Source organism: Streptomyces spongiae (assembly GCF_009377185.1).
In the GTDB taxonomy this organism is placed as follows: Bacteria; Actinomycetota; Actinomycetes; order Streptomycetales; family Streptomycetaceae; genus Streptomyces; species Streptomyces spongiae.
Genome location: NZ_VJZC01000138.1, coordinates 1 through 19,758 on the forward strand (window position 1 = coordinate 1; position 19,758 = coordinate 19,758).

Consider the following 19,758-nt stretch of genomic DNA (forward strand, 5'->3'; position numbering starts at 1 on the left):
GGCAGGGGTGGCGCGGCGTTCCCCGATGGCGGCTGCCTCGTTCGACGGCTGCCTCGTTCGACAGCTGCCGGTTCGACGGCTGCCTCGTTCGAGGTGTCGAAAACAAGTAGCAACCGATTTCTTGTAGCGATACAAAACGCTGCCACCGCCGTGCGGGAGGAGTCAAGAGGGTTGCGTCAAGCTCGTTGTCGGCGGACTTGGCGCACGTCGGACCCGATCTCTTCGGAGACGTTCGCACCTCTTGACACCGCCTGGCGCCCCCACCTAGCGTTCGCCGAAGTCTTTCCGTAACCGGTTTCCCGCGGCGGCGTCCGGGGCGTGACGCCGCACAGCCGACGAACCGCGGTCCGTAACTTCTCAGCACTCACCCGTGCATGCCGGCAGCAGCCGATGCGAGCCCACTGGTGAGCTCATCGGTGCTCCGTCGCCCTCTCCTGCCCTCGTGGCCCATGGCGCGGCATTGCCCTTCTCTCCGCGCACCCCTGAACGCATCCCGCACGAAAGGCTTCACAGTCATGCCTGTTTCCGCCAGAGGCTCTCTCGACAGGCGCCGTTTTCTCGCCGCCTCCGCCGGCGCCGCCCTCACCGCTGCCGCCGTGCCCGGCTGTGCCGCCTCGGTCGATTCCGGGAGCGGTTCCGGGGGCGGTGGGAAGACGCTCACCGTCATGACGGTCGGTGAGGAGTGGGACGCCAAGACCAAGAAGACCATCGAGAAGACGCTGGGCGTCACCATCAGAGTCATCACCTACGACGTCACCAAGCTCAACGCCCTGCTGTCCGCCAAGACCCCGCCGGATGTGGTCCGTGGTGTGGGCGCGACGGACACGCCCTACTTCGCGGCGCGCGGGCTGATGACGGACCTGGATCCGTACCTCGCCAAGAGCAAGGTGCTCAAGGCCTCCGACCTGGCCCCGGCCAACGACGTGTGGCGTTTCGACGGCAAGAAGCAGGGCGCGGGCCCCCGCTACGGCCTCGCCAAGGACTACTCGCAGGACTGCATGTTCTGGTACCGCGCCGACATGTTCGAGGAAGCCGGACTGGACCTGCCCAGCGCCACCGAACCGCTGTCCATGGACGAGTGGCTGGACCTCGGCAAGCGGCTGACCAGGCGCAGGCTCGGCAAGGTGAAGGTGTACGGCCTGAGCGCGGGCGGCATGGGCGCCATGTCCCAGCTCATGTGGATGACCGCGTCGGCCGGCGGGAGCCTGTTCGCCGACGGCATGGCCACCGTGGACTTCTCCTCGCCCGAAGCGCGCAAGGCACTGGCGTGGTACGTCGACTACGCGAAGGCCGACATCGGCCCGAGCGTCGTCAACCCCAACCCGGACGGCTGGGACGGCCCGACCTACCAGGCCGGCCGGATGGCGATGAGCTGCGACGGCCACTGGTTCGGCTCGGTCATCGCCGGCGACGCCAAGCTGGCCAAGGTCTCGCGGCTCGCGCCCGCGCCGCAGCTCGGCAGCCATCGCGTCAGCCCCTGCTTCGGCGGCACCGGCTTCTGGATCCCCAAGGACGCCAAGAACAAGGAAGCGGCCTGGAAGCTCTTCGAGATCCACTTCGCCGGCAAGCCCGCCCAGGAGCGGGTGGCCGGCGGCTGGGGCCTGCCTCCCCTGAACTCGCTGCGCGCGAAGCTGCCCCGGGACACCGCGATCCAGAAGCAGGCGTACGCGGCCCAGGAGCGGGAGCTGCCGTACTTCGCGGTGCTTCCCGTCAGCCCGTACGCCCAGACGGACGCCCTGAACGGGATCCTCAGCAAGGTGCTGCCGGACGCGGTCAAGTCCGGCACCCCGGTCGGCAGGATCGCCGACGCGCTCACCTCCCGTATGAACGAACAGCTCGCGCGCGGCAAGGGGCTGGTGGGGTGAGTACCGGTCAACTCACCGAACGGGGCGCTGCTTCGCCGGGGCGCCCGGCACCGGGGAAGCCGGGGGTGCGCCGGGCGCCCCGGCTCGGCTCCCGGCGGATGCGCCGGGCAGGGGCGTTCTACGTGTTCACCGGCCCCTGGCTGCTGGGCTTCCTGATCCTGACGGCCTACCCGCTGGGCTACGCGCTGTGGCTCAGCTTCACCAACTCCGACGGCCTGTCCTCCCACCCCCGCTTCGTGGGACTGGACAACTACCGGGAGGTCTTCACCGACCCGGACACCCTCGACTCCCTGGCCCGCACCGGACTGTTCACCGCCATCACGGTGCCGCTGACGATCACCGCCGGGCTGTTCCTCGCGGTGCTGCTGAACCAGCCGATCCGTGCCCGCGGCCTGTTCCGCACCCTGCTCTACCTGCCCGCCGTCGTCCCGCCGGTCGGTGCGGCCCTCACCTTCAAGCTGATCTTCGACCGTGACTCCGGCTCTGCCAACGGTCTGCTGGACATGTTCGGCGTCAACGGGGTGGCGTGGCTGGCCGATCCGTACGCCCGCTGGGTCCTGATCACCCTCACGCTGTGGGCCGCGGGGAACGTCATGATCATCTCCCTGGCCGGGCTGCAGGACATCCCCAGGGAACTGCACGAGGCGGCACGGGTGGACGGGGCGAGCCAGTGGCAGTCCTTCACCCGGATCACCCTGCCCCTCCTCTCCCCCGTGCTGTTCTTCCAGGTGGTCACCGGCATCATCGCCGCCCTGCAGACCTTCGCCCCGCTCCTCATCTCTCTCGACCCCACGCCCCAGGGCGTGTCGGCCGTGCCGAGGAGCAACAACCTGATCATGATCAACGTCTTCACCCAGTACTTCGCCAACAGCCGCTACGGCTATGCCTCCGCCCTGCTGTGGGTGCTCTTCGTCTTCATCATCGCCATCACCCTCGTCGTCTTCAGGCTGAGCAAGGGCGCGGTCTTCTACTCCGTGGACCCCGAACAGGAGAAGACCAGGTCCCGGACGATCGGAGGCTCGTGATGGTGCTGGCCCGACGCAGTGTCGTCCACATGCTCCTGGTCGCGATGCTGGTCCTGTTCCTCAGCCCCTTCGGCTGGCTCGTGATCACGGCGCTCAAGGCGCCCTCCGAGCTGCGCGCCGTACCCATCCACTGGTGGCCGCACCACCTGACCCTGGACAACTTCTCGCAGGCCCTGACCTTCTTCGACTACCTCGGCTACGCCCGCAACTCACTGACGATCGCCGTCATCTACTCGACCCTGATCACCCTGGCCTCGGCCTGGGCCGGGTACGGTTTCGCCCGCCTCGACGCACCAGGCAAGCGGCTCGTCTTCGGCGTCCTGCTGTCGACGATGATGATGCCTCAGATCATCACCCTCATCCCGACCTACCTGCTGTTCACCAGAGCCGGCCTGGTCAACACCTACGTGCCATGGGTGCTGTGGGGTCTGTGCGGCGCCCCGTACCTGATCTTCCTCTTCCGGCAGTTCTTCACCAACATGCCCAAGGAACTGGAGGAGGCGGCGATCGTCGACGGCTGCGGCCAGATCCGAGTCTTCTGGCGGATCTTCCTCCCGCAGTCCTGGCCCGTCATCGCCACCAGCCTGATCCTCTCCTTCAGCTGGAGCTGGGGCGACTACGTGGCCCCCGCCCTGCTCCTGGACGACGACCGGACCACGCTCGCCGTCAAGATCGCCACCGGCTACGTCAACGAACACGGCACCGGGCTCTACACCCTCGTCGCGGCGGGTGTCGTGGTCTACATCGTGCCGGTACTGCTCCTCTTCCTCATCCTCCAGCGCGGATTCGTCTCCGGCGTCGCGACGTCCGGACTCAAGTGACTGACAAGGGATCCTCAGTGACCACGAAACCCACTCTCTCCGTCCCCGGCATCGCCTACGGCGGCGACTACAACCCCGAGCAGTGGCCCGAGGAGGTGTGGGCCGAGGACATGCGCCTCATGCGCGAGGCGGGCGTCACCTTCGTCAGCGTCGGCATCTTCTCCTGGGCCCTGCTGGAGCCGCGCGAGGGCGAGTACGACTTCTCGCGCATGGACAAGATCCTCGGCCTGCTGCACGAGAACGGCATCGCCGCGGACCTCGCGACCCCGACCGCGGCGCCACCGGCGTGGTTCTACCGCGCACACCCGGAGGCGCTGCCGGTCGACAAGGACGGCCGCCGGCTCTCGTACGGCAGCCGTCAGACGTTCTGCCCTTCGAGCCCCGCCTACCGCGAGGCCGCCGTGCGCATCACGACCGCGCTGGCCGAGCGGTACGCCGATCACCCGGCGGTGGTGATGTGGCACATCCACAACGAGTACGGCTGCCACACCAACGCCTGCTGCTGCGACACCAGCGCCGCGGCGTTCCGCACCTGGCTGCGGGTGAGGTACCAGGACCTGGCGACGCTCAACGACGCCTGGGGCACCGCCTTCTGGAGCCAGTGGTACTACGACTGGGACGAGATCCTGCCGCCACGGGCGACCGGCGCCGGCCCCAACCCGACGAACCTGCTGGACTGGCGCCGCTTCTGCTCGGACGAACTGCTGTCGCTCTACACCGCGGAACGGGACGTCGTGCGGGAGGCGGCCCCTGCCACTCCCGTCACCACCAACTTCATGGCGATCACCGACGCTCTGGACTACTGGCGCTGGGCGCCGGAGCTGGACCTGGTGGCGAACGACCACTACGCGATGTCCACCGACCCCGAGGCGGAGATCGAGATCGCGATGAGCAGCGATCTCGTACGGTCGCTGGCGGGCGGCCCCTGGTTCCTCATGGAGCACTCCACCGGAGCGGTGAACTGGCAGCCCGTCAACCGGGCCAAGCAGCCTGGCGAGTTGCGCCGCAACGCCCTCGCACACGTGGCCCGCGGCGCGGACGGCATCGCGTTCTTCCAGTGGCGTGCGGCGAAGGCCGGCGCGGAGCAGTGGCACTCGGCGATGGTCCCGCACGCCGGCACCGACAGCCAGATCTGGCGTGACGTGGTCCGACTGGGCGCCGACCTCGGGGCGTTGGCCGAGGTGCGCGGCAGTACGGGCACCGCCGAGGTCGCCGTCGCCTGGGACTGGAACGCCCGTTGGGCCCTGGAGTTCCCCGCACAGCCCAACAGCGGACTGCGCTTCGTGGACCTGGTCCGCTCCTGGTACGAGCCGCTGTGGCGGGCGGGCGTGGCCGTGGACTTCGTACGCCCGGACGCGGACCTGTCGGCCTACCGGGTGGTACTGGTCCCCGCGCTGTACCTGGTCGACGACGAGGGCGCGGCGAACCTGGTGGGGTTCGCGGAGCGGGGCGGCACCCTCGCGGTCGGCTTCCACAGCGGGGCCGTGGACGAGAACTGCCACGTACGGCTGGGCGGTTACCCGGGCGCGTTCCGCGAGGCGCTGGGCATCAGGTCGGACGAGCACTTCCCGCTGCAACCCGGCGAGACGGTCGCGTTGAGCGGGGGCGGTACGGGCTCACTGTGGTCGGAGCGCCTGCGTCTGGAGGGCGCGGAGGCGGTGGTGCGGTACGCCGACGGGCCGCTGACGGGCGTACCCGCCGTGACGCGGCGTACCTACGGCGAGGGCGCGACCTGGTACCTGGCCACACACCCGGACCCCACGACCCTCGCGTCCCTCCTCACCGTCCTCCGCACCGAGGCCGGAGTGGAACCGGTCCGCACGGCACCAGAGGGCGTGGAGGTGGTACGCCGTCGATCGCCGTCCGCCGACTACCTCTTCCTGATCGACCACGCGGGCAACGGCGCGCGGGTGCCCGTCGCCGAGGACGCCGTCGAACTCCTCACCGGCAAGCCGGCCTCCGGCTCGGTGACGCTGCCACCGGGAGAGATCGCGGTCGTACGGGAGCCACGGCGAGGCTGAGGGGAGGTGGACGGCCCTTCTCCTCACGCTCCCAGGAGACGGGCCAGCACCGCGGCGTGGCTCTCCTCCGGGACCTTGGCCGCGGTCAGTAGCGTCACCGCGCCCTTGCCCGCCAACTCACGTACATGATCGAGGAGTTCAGCGACCTCTGGGTCGGCCAGCTCCGCCTCGTAGCGGCGCCTGAACTCCTCGAACGACGCCTCACCCGCGTGGTACCAGCGGCGCAACTCCGTCGACGGAGTGAGGGCCTTGGGCCACTCGTCGACCTGTGCCGCGTCCTTCGACAGACCGCGCGGCCACAGCCGGTCGACCAGGACACGTACACCGTCGTCCGGCTCGGGCGGTTCGTAGACGCGGCGAACGCGAACACTCACGGGTGGGCCTTTCTCGGGTTTGGGGTTTGGTGGTTTGGGGTCTCGGGTCTCGGGTCTCGGGTCTCGGGTGAGGGCGGTGCCGGGAGCGTATCCCCATGTCGAGTTGACGGGGTGTCACGCAACGTGACTTGACCCGATCGGGGGCGAGATCCGCCCGGAGGGCGTCCTAGTCTGAGCCGTTGGCCATCCCCCACCGCAGGAGCCCACGTGTCGCAGCACGTCAGACGCGTCTCCGTCCTCCGCCGCGAGGCCGTGACCGTCACCGTTCCCCTCGCCCTCACGGCGCTGCTCGCCGCCGCCGGACCCGCCTCGGCGGGGACGGTCGGCGGGTCCGGCGCCGGCGACCCGTACTTCCCGCTCGCAGGCAACGGCGGATACGACGTCGCCCACTACGACCTGACACTCCGTTACGACCCCGGCAGCCGCCACCTCGCGGGCAGGGCGGTCCTCACCGCCCGCGCGACCCAGCGCCTGACCCGCTTCGACCTCGACCTCAACGGACTGAAGGTCACCGGCCTCACGGTCGACCACCGGAAGGCGGACCACCGGCGCGACGGCCAGGAACTCGTCGTCACCCCGCGCCGCGCCCTGCACAAGGGCCAGTGGTTCCGGGTCACCGTCACCTACGGCGGCACCCCCAAGCCGGTCACCGACCCGGACGGCTCACTCGACGGCTGGATCCCCACCGACGACGGCGCCTTCGTCGCCGGGGAGCCGCAGGGCGCCATGACCTGGTTCCCGGCGAACAACCACCCCACCGACAAAGCGTCGTACGACTTCACCCTCACCGTTCCCAAGGGCAAGACAGCCGTCGCCAACGGCGTGCTCCTCGACGAACGCACCGCGCACGGGCGGACCACCTTCCGCTGGCGGCAGAGCGAACCCATGGCCGCCTACCTGGCCACGGCGACGGTCGGCACGTTCAGGACCACGCGGTACACCACCCGCGACGGCATCCAGGTCTTCGACGCCGTCGACCCCCGCGAGGCCGAGGCCGCGGCACCCGTACTGAAGCAGCTGCCGTCCGTCCTGGAGTGGGAGAGCAAGCTGTTCGGGCCCTACCCCTTCCGCGCCGCCGGCTCGATCGTGGACCGGGCACCGAACGTCGGATACGCGCTGGAGACGCAGACCCGTCCGGTCTACGACTCGGCGCCCGACCTGAGCACCCTCGTCCACGAGAGCGCCCACCAGTGGTTCGGGGACTCCGTGTCTCTCACCTCCTGGAAGGACATCTGGCTCAACGAGGGCTTCGCCGTCTACGCGGAGTGGCTGTACAGCGAACAGCACGGTGGCGACAGCGCCCAGAAGACCTTCGACGCGCTGTACGCCCGCCCTGCGAGCGACGCCGTGTGGGCGTTTCCGCCCGGCGACCCCGGCAGCGGCGCGAACATCTTCGGCGCTCCCGTCTACTCCCGGGGCGCCATGACCCTGCACGCCCTGCGCACGGCCGTCGGAGACCGGGTGTTCTTCCGCATCCTGCGCGCCTGGGCGACCGAACACCGAGGCGGGCACGGGACGAGCGCCCAGTTCGTCCGCCTCGCGCAACGGCTGTCCGGGAAGAACCTGGACGACCTGTTCCACACCTGGCTCTACACCGCGGGCAAACCGAACAAGCCGTAGATCCGGACGAGTTGGACGGGGCGGCGCGGCGGCCGCCCCGGACACCCGGGCCCGCGCGGATTGACGGATTCACCTCCACCCCGACCGGGCAGTGAGGGTAAGAATGTCATGAGCACGACTACCCTTCCCCCCACAAGGAGGTCGATCATGCACGTCCGTAGACTGACCGGTGGCCTGGCCGCTGCCGTGGTGGTGTCCTTGTCGCTGACGGCCGGTCAGGCCGTGGCCGCTCCCGCCGACGCGACGGACAGCCCCCTCGCCGCCCGTGTCTTCACCTACGACGCCACCGGCTCCGCGGAGTTCAGGAGCGCGGTGGACCGGGGCGCGGCGATCTGGAACGAGAGCGTCGACGCCGTCGAGCTGCGGCCGGTCGCCACCGGGCAACGCGCGAACATACGGGTCCTCGCGGACAACGGCTGGCCGCGCGCCCTGCCCACCACCCTGGGCAACGGAACCGTCTACATCGGGCGCCAGGCCGTCGACCAGGGCTACGACACGATTCGTATCTCGTCCCATGAACTCGGGCACATCCTGGGCCTGCCCGACCGCAAGCCGGGCCCGTGCTCGAGCCTGATGTCCGGTTCCACCGCGGGCACCGCGTGCACGAACCCGTATCCGAACGCGGCGGAGAAGGCGGAGGTCGAGGGGAACTTCGGCAGCGCGCTCGTCGGGCGGGCCCCGGCGGTGCCCGCGGTGCCCGCCGGGGTGATCGTGGACTGACGCGTGCCGCGTCCTGCCAGGTGAGGAAGGCCGTACGCCGGTGCCCTGCGCGCGCCGGCGTACGGCCTCGCGCCTTCCCCCCTCGCACCGCGTCCGGCGTGAGGGCGTGTTTGGCCTCGGAGTGACTGGCAACGCGTTGTCCATGACTGAACCGAACAAGGACACGAACAAGAAGACCGCGACCAAGGGGACGACGACCGGAGCCGCGGCGCGGCGAACGGCCGAGAAGGCGACCGCTCCGGCCTCTCGGACGGCGGAGAGCGCGGCGGCGAAGAGCGGTGACGTGGCGTCAGCGGCGAAGGCCGGGGCCGAGCGTTCGGCCGACGCCGCACAGGGGGCCGTACAGACCGCGGCGAAGAGCGTCGAAGCGGGCCGCCAGGCGGTCGTCACGGCGTCCGGCCATGTCGCGACCACCGCGAGGACGGCCTGGACCGTCGTCGCACAGCGCAAGCTCGTCGCCGCGGGCGTGGGCGCGGGCCTGACCGCCCTGGGTGCCGCGTCGTACGCCGCGGGCCGACGGTCGGGCCGCCACACGCACGGTCCCCTCACCCGGCTCACCGGCGGACGGATCTGACGTACGCGGACGCCGGGCGGGGCACCGGCTCGGTGCCGGTGCGCGGTGCCGAGGTCCGCTGAGGGAGGGGAGCTCCTCCCCCGGTACCCTGCACCGGGCGAACTCCCAGGGGTGGGATCACGCGGGACGAAGAACCGGACGTCAGGGGGCGCGATGGGTGCGGCGATGGGCGCGACACGAACGGTGGCTGTCTACTCTCTCGGTGGCACCATCGCCATGACCACCGATCCGGCCACCGGCGGAGTCGTCCCGGCCCTGTCCGCCCATGACCTCCTGGCCGCGGTCCCCCACCTGGCAGTCCACGATGTCGCGTTGCGCGTGCACGACGTGCGCCGGGTGCCCAGTGCCTCGCTCACCTTCGAGGACCTCACGGAACTCGGCGCGGAGATCGACAGGACCCTCGCCGACGGCGACGTCGACGGCATCGTGATCACGCAGGGTACCGACACGATCGAGGAGACGGCGTTCGTCCTCGACCTTCGTCACGGCCACGAGCAGCCGGTCGTCGTCACCGGCGCCATGCGCAACCCCACCATGGCCGGGCCCGACGGACCCGCCAACCTGTACGCGGCCGTCCTCGCCGCGGCCGACCCGCGGTTGCGTGGCGCCGGTGTGCTGGTCGTCCTGAACGACGAGATCCACGCGGCACGCCACGTCCGCAAGTCGCACACCACCAGCACCGCCGCCTTCACGTCACCCGGCGCCGGGCCCGTCGGCCTAATCGCCGAGGACGTCGTACGGCTGACCGCCGCGCCGCCCCGCCGGTTCGGCCCCCTGACGCGCCCGCGCGTCCGGGACGTGCGCGTGGGCCTCTACACGGTGAGCCTCGGTGACGACGGCGAGCTGCTCACGGCCTGGGACGGCCGGTGCGACGGCCTCGTGGTCGCCGCGTTCGGGGCCGGTCACGTGCCCCGGCGACTCGTCGAGCGCCTCGAACAGCTCGCCGCGCGGGTCCCCGTGATCCTCGCCTCGCGGATAGACAACGGCCCGGTCCTGACCGGAACGTACGGCTACCCGGGATCCGAGAAGGACCTGATCAGCCGCGGGCTCGTCCCCGCCGGCACTCTCGGCCCGTATCACGCGCGCCTCCTGCTCCATGAACTGCTGGCGCAGGACGCGGGCCGCGAGGCGATCACGGAGGCGTTCGCCGCCTTCGCTCGCTGACCCGTCGCTGAGTGATCCGTCGCTCAGTGACCCGTCGCGTCGGACCAGCCGATGAGGGCTCCGCGCAGTGCGGCCACCAGCCGTGTGGCGGCCTCCTCCTCGGTCCGTCCGGACTTGATGAGGTCGAGGATGTCGCGGGGGTCGAAGAGGGCGTTCCACAGGTACAGGGCCTCGTCGCCCAGGTCGCCGAGGCCGAGTTCCTCGGTGGTCTGCCGCAGTGGCTCGGCGAGCGCCTCGGCCTGGGGGGCGAGGTAACCGGTGCCCTCGCGGAGGCGTTCGAGGTAGCCGCGGTGCGAGCGCATCTGCGCCATCGCCCCGCCGTGTTCGAGGACGAGGGACACCCAGTAGCGGGACACCGCTTCGAGTCTGGTCATGCCCCGGGTGTCCTGCTGCTCGCTGAACTCCCTCAGTTCAGAGCCCACTTGGGACCGGAAGGCGTGCAGGATCTCCTCGACGGACGAGAAGTGCCGGTAGGCCGTCGCGGTGGACACCTCGGCGCGTCGTAGGAGGGGAACACTTGGAGTGCTCTTCCGGCTGATGCCGGGAGATTCCTGCCTACCTTGCGGCGGCGGGTTTGACGCCACGGGTGCGCCTGGCGACTGCCCTCCCGGCAGCCGGGATGAGCACGTGGCCCATCCGGTAGAGCTGCAAGACGTTTCGGGCGGCGTTGTGGTCGGCGTTGCCCGACCATCCACAGTCGGCGTTCTCGCATTCGAACGTGGCCTGGTCCTTGCGGCTGCCCGGCGTGATGATGCCGCAGGCCGAGCAGCGCAAGGAGGTGTTCCGTGCGGAGACCTTGTGCAGGGCGCCGCCGCGCTGGACGAGCTTGTACGTCAGCATCGTGACCGTGCGACCCCATGCCTCCTGGCTGATGGAGCGGTTCAGCCCGGCTTTCTGCGCGACGTTCTTGCCCGGGTTCTCGATGGTGCCCCTGGCGGAGGTGACCATGTTCGTGATGTTGAGCTGCTCCACCACGACCGTGCCGTACTGGCCCGCGATCTCAGCCGTGGCCTTGTGCTGCCAGTCAACGGCTCGGCGCGTGGCTGTTGCACGGAGCTGTTTGATCTGGTCGTAGGTCTTGCGCAGCCGGTTCGAGGTGCGCTCAAGGGGCTTGCGGAAACTCTTGCGGTGTGCGGCCCGCTGCTCCAGACGCAGGAGTTTGACCTTCTCCTCAGACTTCAGCCACTTGTCGCGGTCGGCTGTCCCGTTGGCAAGGCGAGAGGGCCGACCATGGTCGAAGTGGTTGCCGTCGGAGAGGGCCAGAGGCAGGTTCACCCCGGCGTCGATACCGACCTCAGCCCCCTGATGGGGCTCCGGCCTGGCGTGGAGGGTCTGGACACGGAAGGCGATGTGCCAGCCGAGGGCGTCCTTGATCAGACGCGCGCCGGTGATCCGGTTGTCGTTGTTCGCCCGCTTGCCCACCGGGAGGTCCTTGGTCCAGCGGAACCGGACCCGGCCAAGTTTGGGAATTGGGAGAACGCTCCCTCAGGTTCGCGGAAGCGGATGTCGGGGATGCCGGCGAGGGCCCGGACCATCAGGTCGCGGCGGTCACGGTAGCCGGCCGCCATGGCGCGTACGTCCTCGTCGCACTCGCGCACCGCGGGCAGAGCTGCGCGCTGTACGGCGCTGTTCATGACGTTGTTGGCGGTGTGCACCCGGGCCGGGACGTACGCCCTGAAGAACGTCGGGGGGAGTCGCTCAGATATGGGCGGCGAGCAGATCAGCGAGCAGGCAGCCGGACGCCCAGCTCGGAGGCCGCCGCCTGGAGCAGGGGCACCATGGCGACCAGATCGTCCACGCTGCGGCGGAAGGCGGGCGCGGCGGTGGACAGTGCGGCGAAGAGGCCGCCGTCGGGCCGCAGGATCGGAACGGCCACGGCACGCAGGCCGGGATGGTGCTCCTCGTCGGCCGTGGCGTAGCCGCGTTCGGCGGCACGGGCGACGTCGTCGCGCAGGACCTCGCGGTCGGTGATGCTGTTCGGCCCGTGCGGGGTGAGGTCGACGTGGTCCAGCAGGTCGGCGCGTACGTCGTCGGGGGCGAAGGCCATCAGGACCTTGCCCATCGAGGTGCAGTGCAGTGGACCGTGACGGCCGGGCTCACTGCGCACGCCGACCGGCAGGGGGCCGTCCACGTAGTGCACGTACAGGTGCCGTGCGCCGTCGAGCACCGACATGAGGGTGGCTTCCTCGGTCTGCCGCGTCACGCGCTGCATCACGGGGAGGGCCGTCCCGGCGAACCCGTACGCCTGCCCTGCCTGCTGGCCGAGCTGGAACAGCCGCAGGCCCGGCCGGTAGCGCTTGTCGGTGGCCTCGAACTCCACGAGGCCCTCGCGGCAGAGGGAGTTGACCAGCCGGTGCGCGGTGCTGACGGGAACGCCGCTCTCGCGGGCCAGCACGGACAGCGTGATGCCGTGCGGATGCTCACCGACCAGGACGAGCAGCCGGATCGCCCGGCCGACGACGTCGGTCGGCACTTCGCTGGTACTCACAGCGGCAAGTTACCACTGACCGGAAAGGAATCTCACTCAGTGGACGCTTCGGGTCGTAGTGGTTGACACCGCTCGCGGCCCGCTCGACGATGTTTTCCGTTGAGCAGATAACTTTCCCACTCAGTGGAAAATCAGGGAGTGGCCCATGACGCAGCGAGTGCTCACCACCCGGCCCGCCCTGCCCGGTGGGGGCCTGGACCGGCTGGCCGACCGCTTCGAGCTGGTGCGCGGCAGCGGACAGGGCAAACCCGAACCGGCCGAGCTGCGGGCCCTCGCCGCCGGCGTGAGCGGCATCCTCTGCCTGGGCAACGACCGGGTGGACGCCGCCCTGCTCGACGCCGCCGGGCCCTCGCTGAAGGTCGTCGCGCTGGCCAGCGCGGGATTCGACGGCGTGGACCGGGACGCGGCGGCCGAGCGCGGTGTCGTGGTCACCCACACCCCCGGTGTCCTGGCGGAGACCACCGCCGATCTCGCGTTCGCGCTCATCCTGATGGCCCGCAGGCGCCTCGGAACGGCCCGTGACTCCCTCGCCGCCGGACAGTGGGACACGTTCCGGATGGACGACTACCTGGGCCTGGACGTGCACGGCGCCACGCTCGGCGTGGTCGGCTACGGCCAGATCGGACGCGCGGTGGCGCGGCGGGCCCACGGCTTCGGCATGCGGGTGCTGCACCACAGCCGGTCCGCGTCGAAGGACACGCTCTCCACACCGGTTGACCTGCCCACGCTGCTCGCCGAGTCCGACGTGGTCTCGCTGAACGTGCCCCTGAACCCGGCGACCCGCCACCTCATCGGCGCCGCCGAGCTGGCGGCCATGAAGCCCACCGCCACCCTGGTCAACACCTCCCGGGGCGGCGTCGTCGACGAGGACGCCCTGCTCCGGGCGCTGCGGGACGGGACCATCCACTCGGCGGGCCTCGACGTCTTCGCGCGCGAACCCATGGGCGCCGAGCTGTCACCGCTGGTGGGTGAGCCCCGTGTGGTGACGCTTCCGCACATCGGCTCGGCCACCGAGGCCACGCGCGCCGCCATGGTGGACCTCGCGGCCCACAACATCCTCGACGTGCTCGCGGGCCGCCCGGCACGCACTCCGCTGCCGGGCGGTGCCGCACTGCCCTCCGCTCCCACGTCGTCCACCCACGCCTGAGAGGCCCTCATGAGTCACCCCCTCTTCGACGTCACCGGCAGGGTCGCCCTGGTCACCGGATCCAGCCGCGGTATCGGCCGGGCACTGGCCAAGGGCCTGCTCGAAGCCGGCTGCACGGTCGTCCTCAACGGCCGCGACACCGCCGTGCTGGAGGAGGCCCGCAAGGAGCTGGCCGAGACGTTCGGCGACGCGGTCCTCACGGAGGCCTTCGACGTCACCGACTCCGCCGCGGTCGCCGACGCCGTCACCCGCATCGAGGACCGGGCCGGGCCCATCGACATCCTGGTGAACAACACCGGCGCCCAACGGCGCGCCCCGTTCCTCGACTTCACCGACGAGGACTGGCACGGCCTGCTCGACACCAACCTCACCAGTGCCTTCCTCGTCGGCCGCGAGGTCGCCCGGCGCATGGTGCCCCGGCGCCACGGCAAGATCATCAACATCTGCTCGCTGCAGAGCGAGGCGGTACGCCCCGGTATCGCGCCCTACTCGGCGACCAAGGGCGGCCTGAAGATGCTCACCAAGGGCATGTGCGCCGACCTCGGGCCGTACGGCATCCAGGTCAACGGCATCGGCCCCGGCTACTTCGACACCGAGCTGACGTCGGCGCTGGTGGCGGACGAGGAGTTCAGCGCCTGGGTGCGGAAGCGGACGCCCGCCGGCCGCTGGGGCGACGTCGAGGACCTCGTCGGCGCCCTGCTCTTTCTCTCCTCGCCGGCCTCCGACTTCGTGAACGGGCAGCTGTTGTACGTCGACGGCGGCATGCTCTCCGTCCTCTGACGCCCTGTGACCCCAAGGAGCCCTCTCATGCAAGCGTGTGTCGTTCACGGAGCCGGTGATCTGCGGGTCGAGGAGCGGCCGGCCGCCGCCCCCGGACCGGGCGAGATCGCGGTCACCGTCGCTCTCGGCGGGATCTGCGGTTCCGACCTGCACTACTACCACCACGGGCGGGTCGGGGACTTCGCCCTGAACGAGCCCATGGTGCTCGGCCACGAGGTGGTCGGCCACGTCGCCGCCCTCGGGCCCGGCACCGACGGCCCGGACGGACCCGCGGTCGGCACGGCCGTCGCGGTCCATCCCGCCACGCCCTGCGGCACGTGCCACGAGTGCGCCGGTGGCAGGCGCAACATCTGCGCCCGCACCCGCTACCTGGGCAGCGCGGCCCACACACCGCACGTCCAGGGCGGGTTCGCCCGGCTCATCAACGTGCCCGCCGCCCAGATCCGCCGCCTGCCGCCCGGGCTGAGCCTGCGCCGGGCCGTCCTCGCCGAACCGCTGTCGGTGGCCCTGCACGCCGTACGCCGGGCGGGCGACGTCAGCGGCAAGCGGGTCCTGGTCACCGGAGCCGGCCCGATCGGCTGCCTCGTCGTGGCGGCGCTGCGGCACGCGGGCGCCGCCGAGATCGTCGTCAGCGACCTCTTCGACGAGCCGCTGCGGCTCGCCACCGAGGTGGGCGCCACCGCGACGGTACGCGCGGACCGGCCCGACGACCCGGGCTGGTCCGGTGACATCGACATCGCCGTCGAGGCGTCCGGGGCACCCGCGGGCCTGCGCACCTGCGTGGAACGGGTGCGCCGTGGCGGCACCGTCGTCCTGCTGGGCCTGCTGCCGCCCGGCGAGGTGGGTCTCCTGGGCAATGTCACGGTCACCCGCGAACTCGACCTGCGCGGAGCCTTCCGCTTCGACACCGAGTTCGACGACGCGCTGTCCCTCCTGGCCGGGGGCCTGCACGTGGAGCCCGTCGTCACCCACACCTTCCCGCTCGGCCAGTCCACCGCCGCGTTCGCCATGGCCCAGGACCGCACGGTCGCCTCCAAGGTCCTGCTCGACCTGTCCGAGGGCTGACGAGGGCCGACCGGGTCCGACCCGAACATGGCAGAGCCCCGACCGGTTCCGGTCGGGGCTCTGCCATGGCTCCGCTACTCCTCGATCACCAGCCCCTTGGCCGCGAGCAGCGGTTCGAGGCCGCAGATCTCGGTGACCGTCTTGCCCGCCCGGTACGCGGCGATGTAGTCCGCCTCGGTGTCGACCCGCTCCTGGGACAGGGTGACGACCTCGGCGGCGTCCTCGCGGCGGACGACGACCACGCCGTCGGCGTCGGCCCGCACGATGTCGCCGGGGCGGACGAGTTCGCCGCCGACGGTGATCGGTTCGCACATCGGGCCGACGGTCTCCTTGACCGTGCCCTTGATGCAGACGCTGCGGGAGAAGACGGGGAAGCCCAGGGCGCGCAGGTCCTCGGTGTCCCGGACACCGGTGTCGGTGACCAGGCCGCCGAGGCCCTTGGCCTGGCAGGCGTTGGCGAGGACGTCGCCGAAGGAGCCCGCCTCCTCGTAGGCGCCGGCGGAGACGACGATGACGTCCCCCGGGCGGGCGTGGGCGATGGCGGTCTGCAGCATCAGGTTGTCGCGCGGTGCGCACTGGACCGTGAAGGCGGGGCCGCACAGGGACATCCGGTGGTCGACCGGCTTGATGGCGGAGTCCAGGGCTCCGAGCCTGCCCTGCGCTTCGTGGATGGTGGCCGAGGAGAAGGCGCCCAGTCGCTCGACCAGGGCGGCGTCCGGCCGCTCGAACTTGGTGCTGACGCGGATCATGACGGCCTTTCGGACAGGGTGGCGCAGGCGGCTGCGATGCGTGCGCAGGCTTCGGTGAGGATCTCCGTGGAGGTGGCGAACGAGATACGGAAGTAGCCGGGCGCCCCGTATGCGGATCCGTGGATCACCGCCACCTGTTGGGTCTCCAGGAGGTGGCGGGTGAAGTCCTCGTCGCTCTCGATCCGGCCGCCGGCAGGGGTGAACCTGCCCAGGAACTGTCGGCAGTTGACCAGGAGGTAGAAGCCTCCGCTGGCCGTGGTGCAGCTCAACCCCGGTGTCTCGCCGATGAGTTTGACGGTGGTGTCCCGGCGTGCCCGATAGACCTCGACGGTGTCCCGTACGAAGTCCTGCGGCCCCGTCAGCGCGGCGGCGGCCGCTGCCTGGCTGATCGAGGACGGGCACGAGGAGATCTGCGACTGGAGCGTGTTGATCGCGGTCACCAGGTCCTCCGGCCCCGCCCCGTAGCCGAGCCGCCATCCCGTCATCGCGTACGTCTTCGACACGCCGTTGGTGAGGAACACCCGGTCGGCCAGGCGGGGTTCGACTGCGGCGAGGGACGGCTGGTCGCCGTCGTCGTACCAGATCTCGTCGTAGATCTCGTCGGTGAGGACGCCGACGTGCGGGTGGTCCAGCAACACCTCGGCGAGCGCGCGGAGTTCGGTGGTGGTGTAGGCGGCGCCGGTCGGGTTGCCGGGGGTGTTGAGGACGACCCAGCGGGTTCGGTCGGTGATCGAGGACCGCAGGCGGCCGGGCGTCAGCTTGAAGCCCTCCGTCTCCGGGCAGTCGACGATGACGGGGGTGCCGTCGTTGGCGAGGACCATGTCCGGGTACGACACCCAGTACGGGGCCGGGACGATGACCTCGTCCCCCTCGTCCAGCGTGGCCATCAGGGCGAGGAAGATGACCTGCTTGGCTCCGCCGCCGACGGTGAGCCGGCTGTCCGTGTACTCCAGGCCGTGCCGCTGCCGGAGTTTGCCGGCGATCGCGGCGCGCAGCCGTGGGGTGCCGTTGACGGGGGTGTACTTGGTCTCGCCCGCCTCGACCGCCTCGATCGCGGCGGCCTTGACGTGGTCGGGGGTGTCGAAGTCGGGCTCGCCCACGGTCAGGTCGAGGATGGTGAGCCCCTGGCTCTTGAGTTCGCGCACGCGCTGCGCCGCCGCCGTGCTGGGCGAGGGCTTGATGCGGCGTACGCGCTCTGCCGTGTTCATGTGCTCAGCCCTCGCGGCGTTCGAAGTTCAGGCCTCCGGGGACCTGGAAGGCGGGCAGGATCTCGATGTGGCCGATGTTGACGTGCCGGGGTGAGTCCACGGCGAACTCGATGGAGTCGGCGATGTCCTCGGGCTTGAGGGACTCGTAGCCGTCGTAGAACTGCCGCTGCGCCTCCTCCATGTCGCCGAGCAGCCGGCCGAAGATCTCCGTCTCCACGCGGCCCGGGCAGATCTCGGTGACGCGGACGCGCTTGCCGTAACCGTCCACGCGCAGTTGTCGGGAGAGCGTGTGCACGGCCGCCTTGGTGGCGTGGTAGATGGTGTTGCCGCCGAAGTTGTAGACGCCGGCGATGGAGCTGATGTTGACGATGTGGCCGAGGTCGCGCTCGACCATGCCGGGCATCAGCAGGCGTACGAGGTGCAGGACGGCCTGGATGTTGACGGCGACCTGCTCGTCGACGGCGAACTCGTCGGCGGTCAGGATGTTGCCGGTGCGCGAGACGCCGGCGTTGTTGACCAGGACGTCGATCTCCAGGCCGTCCAGCGCGGCGGTCAGCGCGTCGGTGTCGGTGATGTCGATGGCGTGCGGGACGCAGCCGGTGGTGTCGGCGAGGGCTTCGAGGCGCTCCGCGTTGCGTGCCACGGCATGGACTTCCAGGCCGCGCTTGGCGAGTCGCTCGACCACTACGGCTCCGATGCCGGTCGACGCTCCGGTGACGAGAGCGGTGCGGTAGTCGGAGATGGGCATGCGGGTGTGCTCCTTGCTGGGTGGGGGGGCGGTCAGGCGTCGCGCAGGGGCAGGTGGGCGCGGTCCTTCACCCGGGACACGGCGACGAGCGTGCCGAGTGCGGTGACGACGGCGTAGTAGGCCGGCATGTGGGTGTCGCCGGTGCGGTCGATGAGGTACGTCATCAGCAGGGGCGCGGTGCCGCCGAAGAGTGCCGCGGAGACGTTGTAGCCCAGGCCGTAGGCGGAGTAGCGGACGCGGGTGGGGAAGAGCTCGACGAGCAGGATGTGGATGACGCCGGTGTGCCCGGCGAACACGACGGCCATGAGGCAGGCGCCGATGACGGCGAGGGCGACGTTGCCGGTGCCGATCAGGAGGTAACAGGGGATGCCTGCGGCGGCCATGGCGATGGCGGCGCCGGCGATGACCTTCTTGCGGCCGACCCGGTCGGACAGCCGGCCCATGTAGGGGATGGCGATACAGATCGCCACCAGGCTGGAGGCGGTGACGAGGAGGCCCTGGACCTTGCCGAAGTTCAGCTCGCTGCTCATGAAGGTGGGCATGTAGCCGAACAGGACGTAGTAACCGGAGCCGTTCATCAGGGGGATGAACAGGGCCAGCAGCATGGCGCGGCGGTGCTCGGCGGAGGTGAATGCCTCCTTGAGGGGGTTCCTGGACAGGCCGCCCGCTTCCTTCAGGCGGTTGAAGTTGGGGGTGTCACTGATCCGCTTGCGGATGTAGATGCCGGTGATGCCGAGCGGTACGGCCAGCAGGAACGGTATGCGCCAGCCCCAGGACTCCATGCGCTCGTCGCCGAGTCCACTGGTCATGGCGGCGGCCACCAGGGTGCCGGTGAGCAAGGAGAGGAACGACGCGATCTGGGCGTAGCTGGTGTAGAGGCCGCGCTTGCCCTCGGGGGCGTGCTCGGCGAGGAAGCTCATCGCGCCGGACGCCTCGCCGCCGACGGAGAAGCCCTGGGCGACGCGCAGCAGGATCAGCAGGATCGGCGCCGCGATGCCGATGCTGGCGTAGGTGGGCAGGACGCCGATGGCCGCGGTGGCGACGCTGATGAGGAGGATGACGAAGACCAGCATCCGCTGGCGTCCGATGCGGTCACCGAGGTGGCCGCAGATGATGCCGCCGAGGGGGCGGAAGAAGAAGGAGACGGCGTAGCCGAGGAAGACGAGCTGGATGGCGTTCTCGGAGCCGGGGAAGAAGACGGCGGCGAGCGTGCCCGCCATGAAGCCGAAGATGCCGTTGTCGTAGAGCTCGGCGAAGATGCCGACGCACCCTGCGAGGGTGACCTTCCGTGCTGTTCTCGGGTCGACGGTGTTGGGCACTGGCTGCGCGGCCATGGTGGTCATGGCGCCTCCTGACGTGGAGCGGGCGGGGATGAAGGGCGTTCGGCAC

General features: G+C 70.4%; 19 protein-coding genes. 11 read left to right on the forward strand and 8 right to left on the reverse strand.

All coding sequences use genetic code 11. The annotated features are described in order from the left end of the window. Nucleotides 1–515 precede the first annotated feature (515 nt). Genes FNH08_RS20225 through FNH08_RS20240 form a run of 4 tightly spaced genes read left to right on the forward strand, consistent with a single transcriptional unit; the run spans nt 516 to nt 5,732 of the window. The gene (locus FNH08_RS20225) at nt 516–1,865 is read left to right on the forward strand and encodes an extracellular solute-binding protein (RefSeq protein WP_152772903.1); all 1,350 of its coding nucleotides are present in this window, start codon (nt 516–518) and stop codon (nt 1,863–1,865) included. Beyond that, on the forward strand, nt 1,862–2,890 hold the full coding sequence (locus FNH08_RS20230) for a carbohydrate ABC transporter permease (protein WP_407704416.1): 1,029 nt from the start codon (nt 1,862–1,864) through the stop codon (nt 2,888–2,890). The genes FNH08_RS20225 and FNH08_RS20230 overlap by 4 nt, the downstream gene beginning before the upstream one ends. After that, nucleotides 2,890–3,711, forward strand: a complete 822-nt coding sequence (locus FNH08_RS20235; RefSeq protein WP_152772904.1) for a carbohydrate ABC transporter permease — start codon at nt 2,890–2,892, stop codon at nt 3,709–3,711. Before FNH08_RS20230 ends, FNH08_RS20235 begins: the two co-directional genes overlap by 1 nt. A gap of 17 nt (nt 3,712–3,728) precedes the next feature. Further along, a complete protein-coding gene (locus FNH08_RS20240; protein ID WP_322724927.1) occupies nt 3,729–5,732 on the forward strand; it encodes a beta-galactosidase in 2,004 nt (667 codons plus the stop codon). A 23-nt stretch (nt 5,733–5,755) separates the two neighbouring features. On the opposite strand, the gene FNH08_RS20245 is transcribed toward FNH08_RS20240, so the two are convergent. Next, the gene (locus tag FNH08_RS20245; RefSeq protein WP_322724928.1) at nt 5,756–6,106 is read right to left on the reverse strand and encodes a DUF488 domain-containing protein; all 351 of its coding nucleotides are present in this window, start codon (nt 6,104–6,106) and stop codon (nt 5,756–5,758) included. A gap of 207 nt (nt 6,107–6,313) precedes the next feature. Between FNH08_RS20245 and FNH08_RS20250 the strand changes: the two genes are divergently transcribed. From FNH08_RS20250 to FNH08_RS20265, 4 genes are all read left to right on the forward strand, one after another. Next, the gene (locus tag FNH08_RS20250) at nt 6,314–7,726 is read left to right on the forward strand and encodes a M1 family metallopeptidase (protein WP_322724929.1); all 1,413 of its coding nucleotides are present in this window, start codon (nt 6,314–6,316) and stop codon (nt 7,724–7,726) included. A 147-nt stretch (nt 7,727–7,873) separates the two neighbouring features. Then, nucleotides 7,874–8,446, forward strand: coding sequence for a snapalysin family zinc-dependent metalloprotease (locus tag FNH08_RS20255; protein WP_152772906.1), 573 nt, complete (start codon nt 7,874–7,876; stop codon nt 8,444–8,446). 142 nt (nt 8,447–8,588) lie between these two features. Further along, nucleotides 8,589–9,020, forward strand: a complete 432-nt coding sequence (locus FNH08_RS20260) for a hypothetical protein (RefSeq protein ID WP_152772907.1) — start codon at nt 8,589–8,591, stop codon at nt 9,018–9,020. A gap of 165 nt (nt 9,021–9,185) precedes the next feature. Next, nucleotides 9,186–10,184, forward strand: coding sequence for an asparaginase (locus FNH08_RS20265; RefSeq protein ID WP_152772908.1), 999 nt, complete (start codon nt 9,186–9,188; stop codon nt 10,182–10,184). A 23-nt stretch (nt 10,185–10,207) separates the two neighbouring features. Here FNH08_RS20265 and FNH08_RS20270 read toward each other — a convergent pair whose 3' ends face one another. From FNH08_RS20270 to FNH08_RS53570, 3 genes are all read right to left on the reverse strand, one after another. Beyond that, nucleotides 10,208–10,675 (reverse strand): TetR/AcrR family transcriptional regulator, encoded by a 468-nt coding sequence (locus FNH08_RS20270; RefSeq protein WP_228034244.1) that lies wholly within the window; start codon nt 10,673–10,675, stop codon nt 10,208–10,210. 64 nt (nt 10,676–10,739) lie between these two features. Continuing rightward, nucleotides 10,740–11,654 carry an RNA-guided endonuclease InsQ/TnpB family protein gene (locus FNH08_RS20275; RefSeq protein ID WP_322724935.1) on the reverse strand — a complete coding sequence of 305 codons (915 nt, stop codon included), beginning with the start codon at nt 11,652–11,654 and terminating at the stop codon, nt 10,740–10,742. A gap of 250 nt (nt 11,655–11,904) precedes the next feature. Continuing rightward, on the reverse strand, nt 11,905–12,672 hold the full coding sequence (locus FNH08_RS53570) for an IclR family transcriptional regulator (RefSeq protein WP_322724933.1): 768 nt from the start codon (nt 12,670–12,672) through the stop codon (nt 11,905–11,907). Between the two features lie 145 nt (nt 12,673–12,817). On the opposite strand from FNH08_RS53570, the gene FNH08_RS20285 reads away from it, so the two are divergent. From FNH08_RS20285 to FNH08_RS20295, 3 genes are read left to right on the forward strand one after another with little or no spacing between them, the layout of a single operon-like run. After that, a complete protein-coding gene (locus tag FNH08_RS20285) occupies nt 12,818–13,819 on the forward strand; it encodes a 2-hydroxyacid dehydrogenase (RefSeq protein WP_152772909.1) in 1,002 nt (333 codons plus the stop codon). A gap of 9 nt (nt 13,820–13,828) precedes the next feature. Beyond that, nucleotides 13,829–14,599 carry an SDR family oxidoreductase gene (locus FNH08_RS20290; RefSeq protein WP_152772910.1) on the forward strand — a complete coding sequence of 257 codons (771 nt, stop codon included), beginning with the start codon at nt 13,829–13,831 and terminating at the stop codon, nt 14,597–14,599. 27 nt (nt 14,600–14,626) lie between these two features. Next, on the forward strand, nt 14,627–15,664 hold the full coding sequence (locus FNH08_RS20295; protein WP_152772911.1) for an L-idonate 5-dehydrogenase: 1,038 nt from the start codon (nt 14,627–14,629) through the stop codon (nt 15,662–15,664). A gap of 74 nt (nt 15,665–15,738) precedes the next feature. Here the strand turns inward: FNH08_RS20295 and FNH08_RS20300 are convergent, their stop codons facing one another. The 4 genes from FNH08_RS20300 to FNH08_RS20315 are packed head-to-tail and all read right to left on the reverse strand — an operon-like array spanning nt 15,739 to nt 19,712. Beyond that, on the reverse strand, nt 15,739–16,413 hold the full coding sequence (locus FNH08_RS20300; protein WP_152772912.1) for a 4-carboxy-4-hydroxy-2-oxoadipate aldolase/oxaloacetate decarboxylase: 675 nt from the start codon (nt 16,411–16,413) through the stop codon (nt 15,739–15,741). After that, nucleotides 16,410–17,621, reverse strand: a complete 1,212-nt coding sequence (locus FNH08_RS20305; protein ID WP_152772913.1) for an aspartate transaminase — start codon at nt 17,619–17,621, stop codon at nt 16,410–16,412. Before FNH08_RS20305 ends, FNH08_RS20300 begins: the two co-directional genes overlap by 4 nt. A gap of 4 nt (nt 17,622–17,625) precedes the next feature. Next, a complete protein-coding gene (locus FNH08_RS20310) occupies nt 17,626–18,369 on the reverse strand; it encodes an SDR family oxidoreductase (RefSeq protein ID WP_152772914.1) in 744 nt (247 codons plus the stop codon). 32 nt (nt 18,370–18,401) lie between these two features. Beyond that, nucleotides 18,402–19,712, reverse strand: a complete 1,311-nt coding sequence (locus FNH08_RS20315) for an MFS transporter (protein WP_152772915.1) — start codon at nt 19,710–19,712, stop codon at nt 18,402–18,404. Nucleotides 19,713–19,758: the final 46 nt, after the last annotated feature.

Bases quoted from the DNA above. Each gene is read 5' to 3' on its own strand.
- FNH08_RS20310 (WP_152772914.1), bottom strand. From the start codon at position 18,369: ATGCCCATCTCCGACTACCGCACCGCTCTCGTCACCGGAGCGTCGACC.
- FNH08_RS20290 (WP_152772910.1), top strand. From the start codon at position 13,829: ATGAGTCACCCCCTCTTCGACGTCACCGGCAGGGTCGCCCTGGTCACC.
- FNH08_RS20315 (WP_152772915.1), bottom strand. From the start codon at position 19,712: ATGACCACCATGGCCGCGCAGCCAGTGCCCAACACCGTCGACCCGAGA.
- FNH08_RS20225 (WP_152772903.1), top strand. From the start codon at position 516: ATGCCTGTTTCCGCCAGAGGCTCTCTCGACAGGCGCCGTTTTCTCGCC.
- FNH08_RS20285 (WP_152772909.1), top strand. From the start codon at position 12,818: ATGACGCAGCGAGTGCTCACCACCCGGCCCGCCCTGCCCGGTGGGGGC.
- FNH08_RS20295 (WP_152772911.1), top strand. From the start codon at position 14,627: ATGCAAGCGTGTGTCGTTCACGGAGCCGGTGATCTGCGGGTCGAGGAG.
- FNH08_RS20235 (WP_152772904.1), top strand. From the start codon at position 2,890: ATGGTGCTGGCCCGACGCAGTGTCGTCCACATGCTCCTGGTCGCGATG.
- FNH08_RS20305 (WP_152772913.1), bottom strand. From the start codon at position 17,621: ATGAACACGGCAGAGCGCGTACGCCGCATCAAGCCCTCGCCCAGCACG.
- FNH08_RS20255 (WP_152772906.1), top strand. From the start codon at position 7,874: ATGCACGTCCGTAGACTGACCGGTGGCCTGGCCGCTGCCGTGGTGGTG.
- FNH08_RS20265 (WP_152772908.1), top strand. From the start codon at position 9,186: ATGGGCGCGACACGAACGGTGGCTGTCTACTCTCTCGGTGGCACCATC.
- FNH08_RS20260 (WP_152772907.1), top strand. From the start codon at position 8,589: ATGACTGAACCGAACAAGGACACGAACAAGAAGACCGCGACCAAGGGG.
- FNH08_RS20300 (WP_152772912.1), bottom strand. From the start codon at position 16,413: ATGATCCGCGTCAGCACCAAGTTCGAGCGGCCGGACGCCGCCCTGGTC.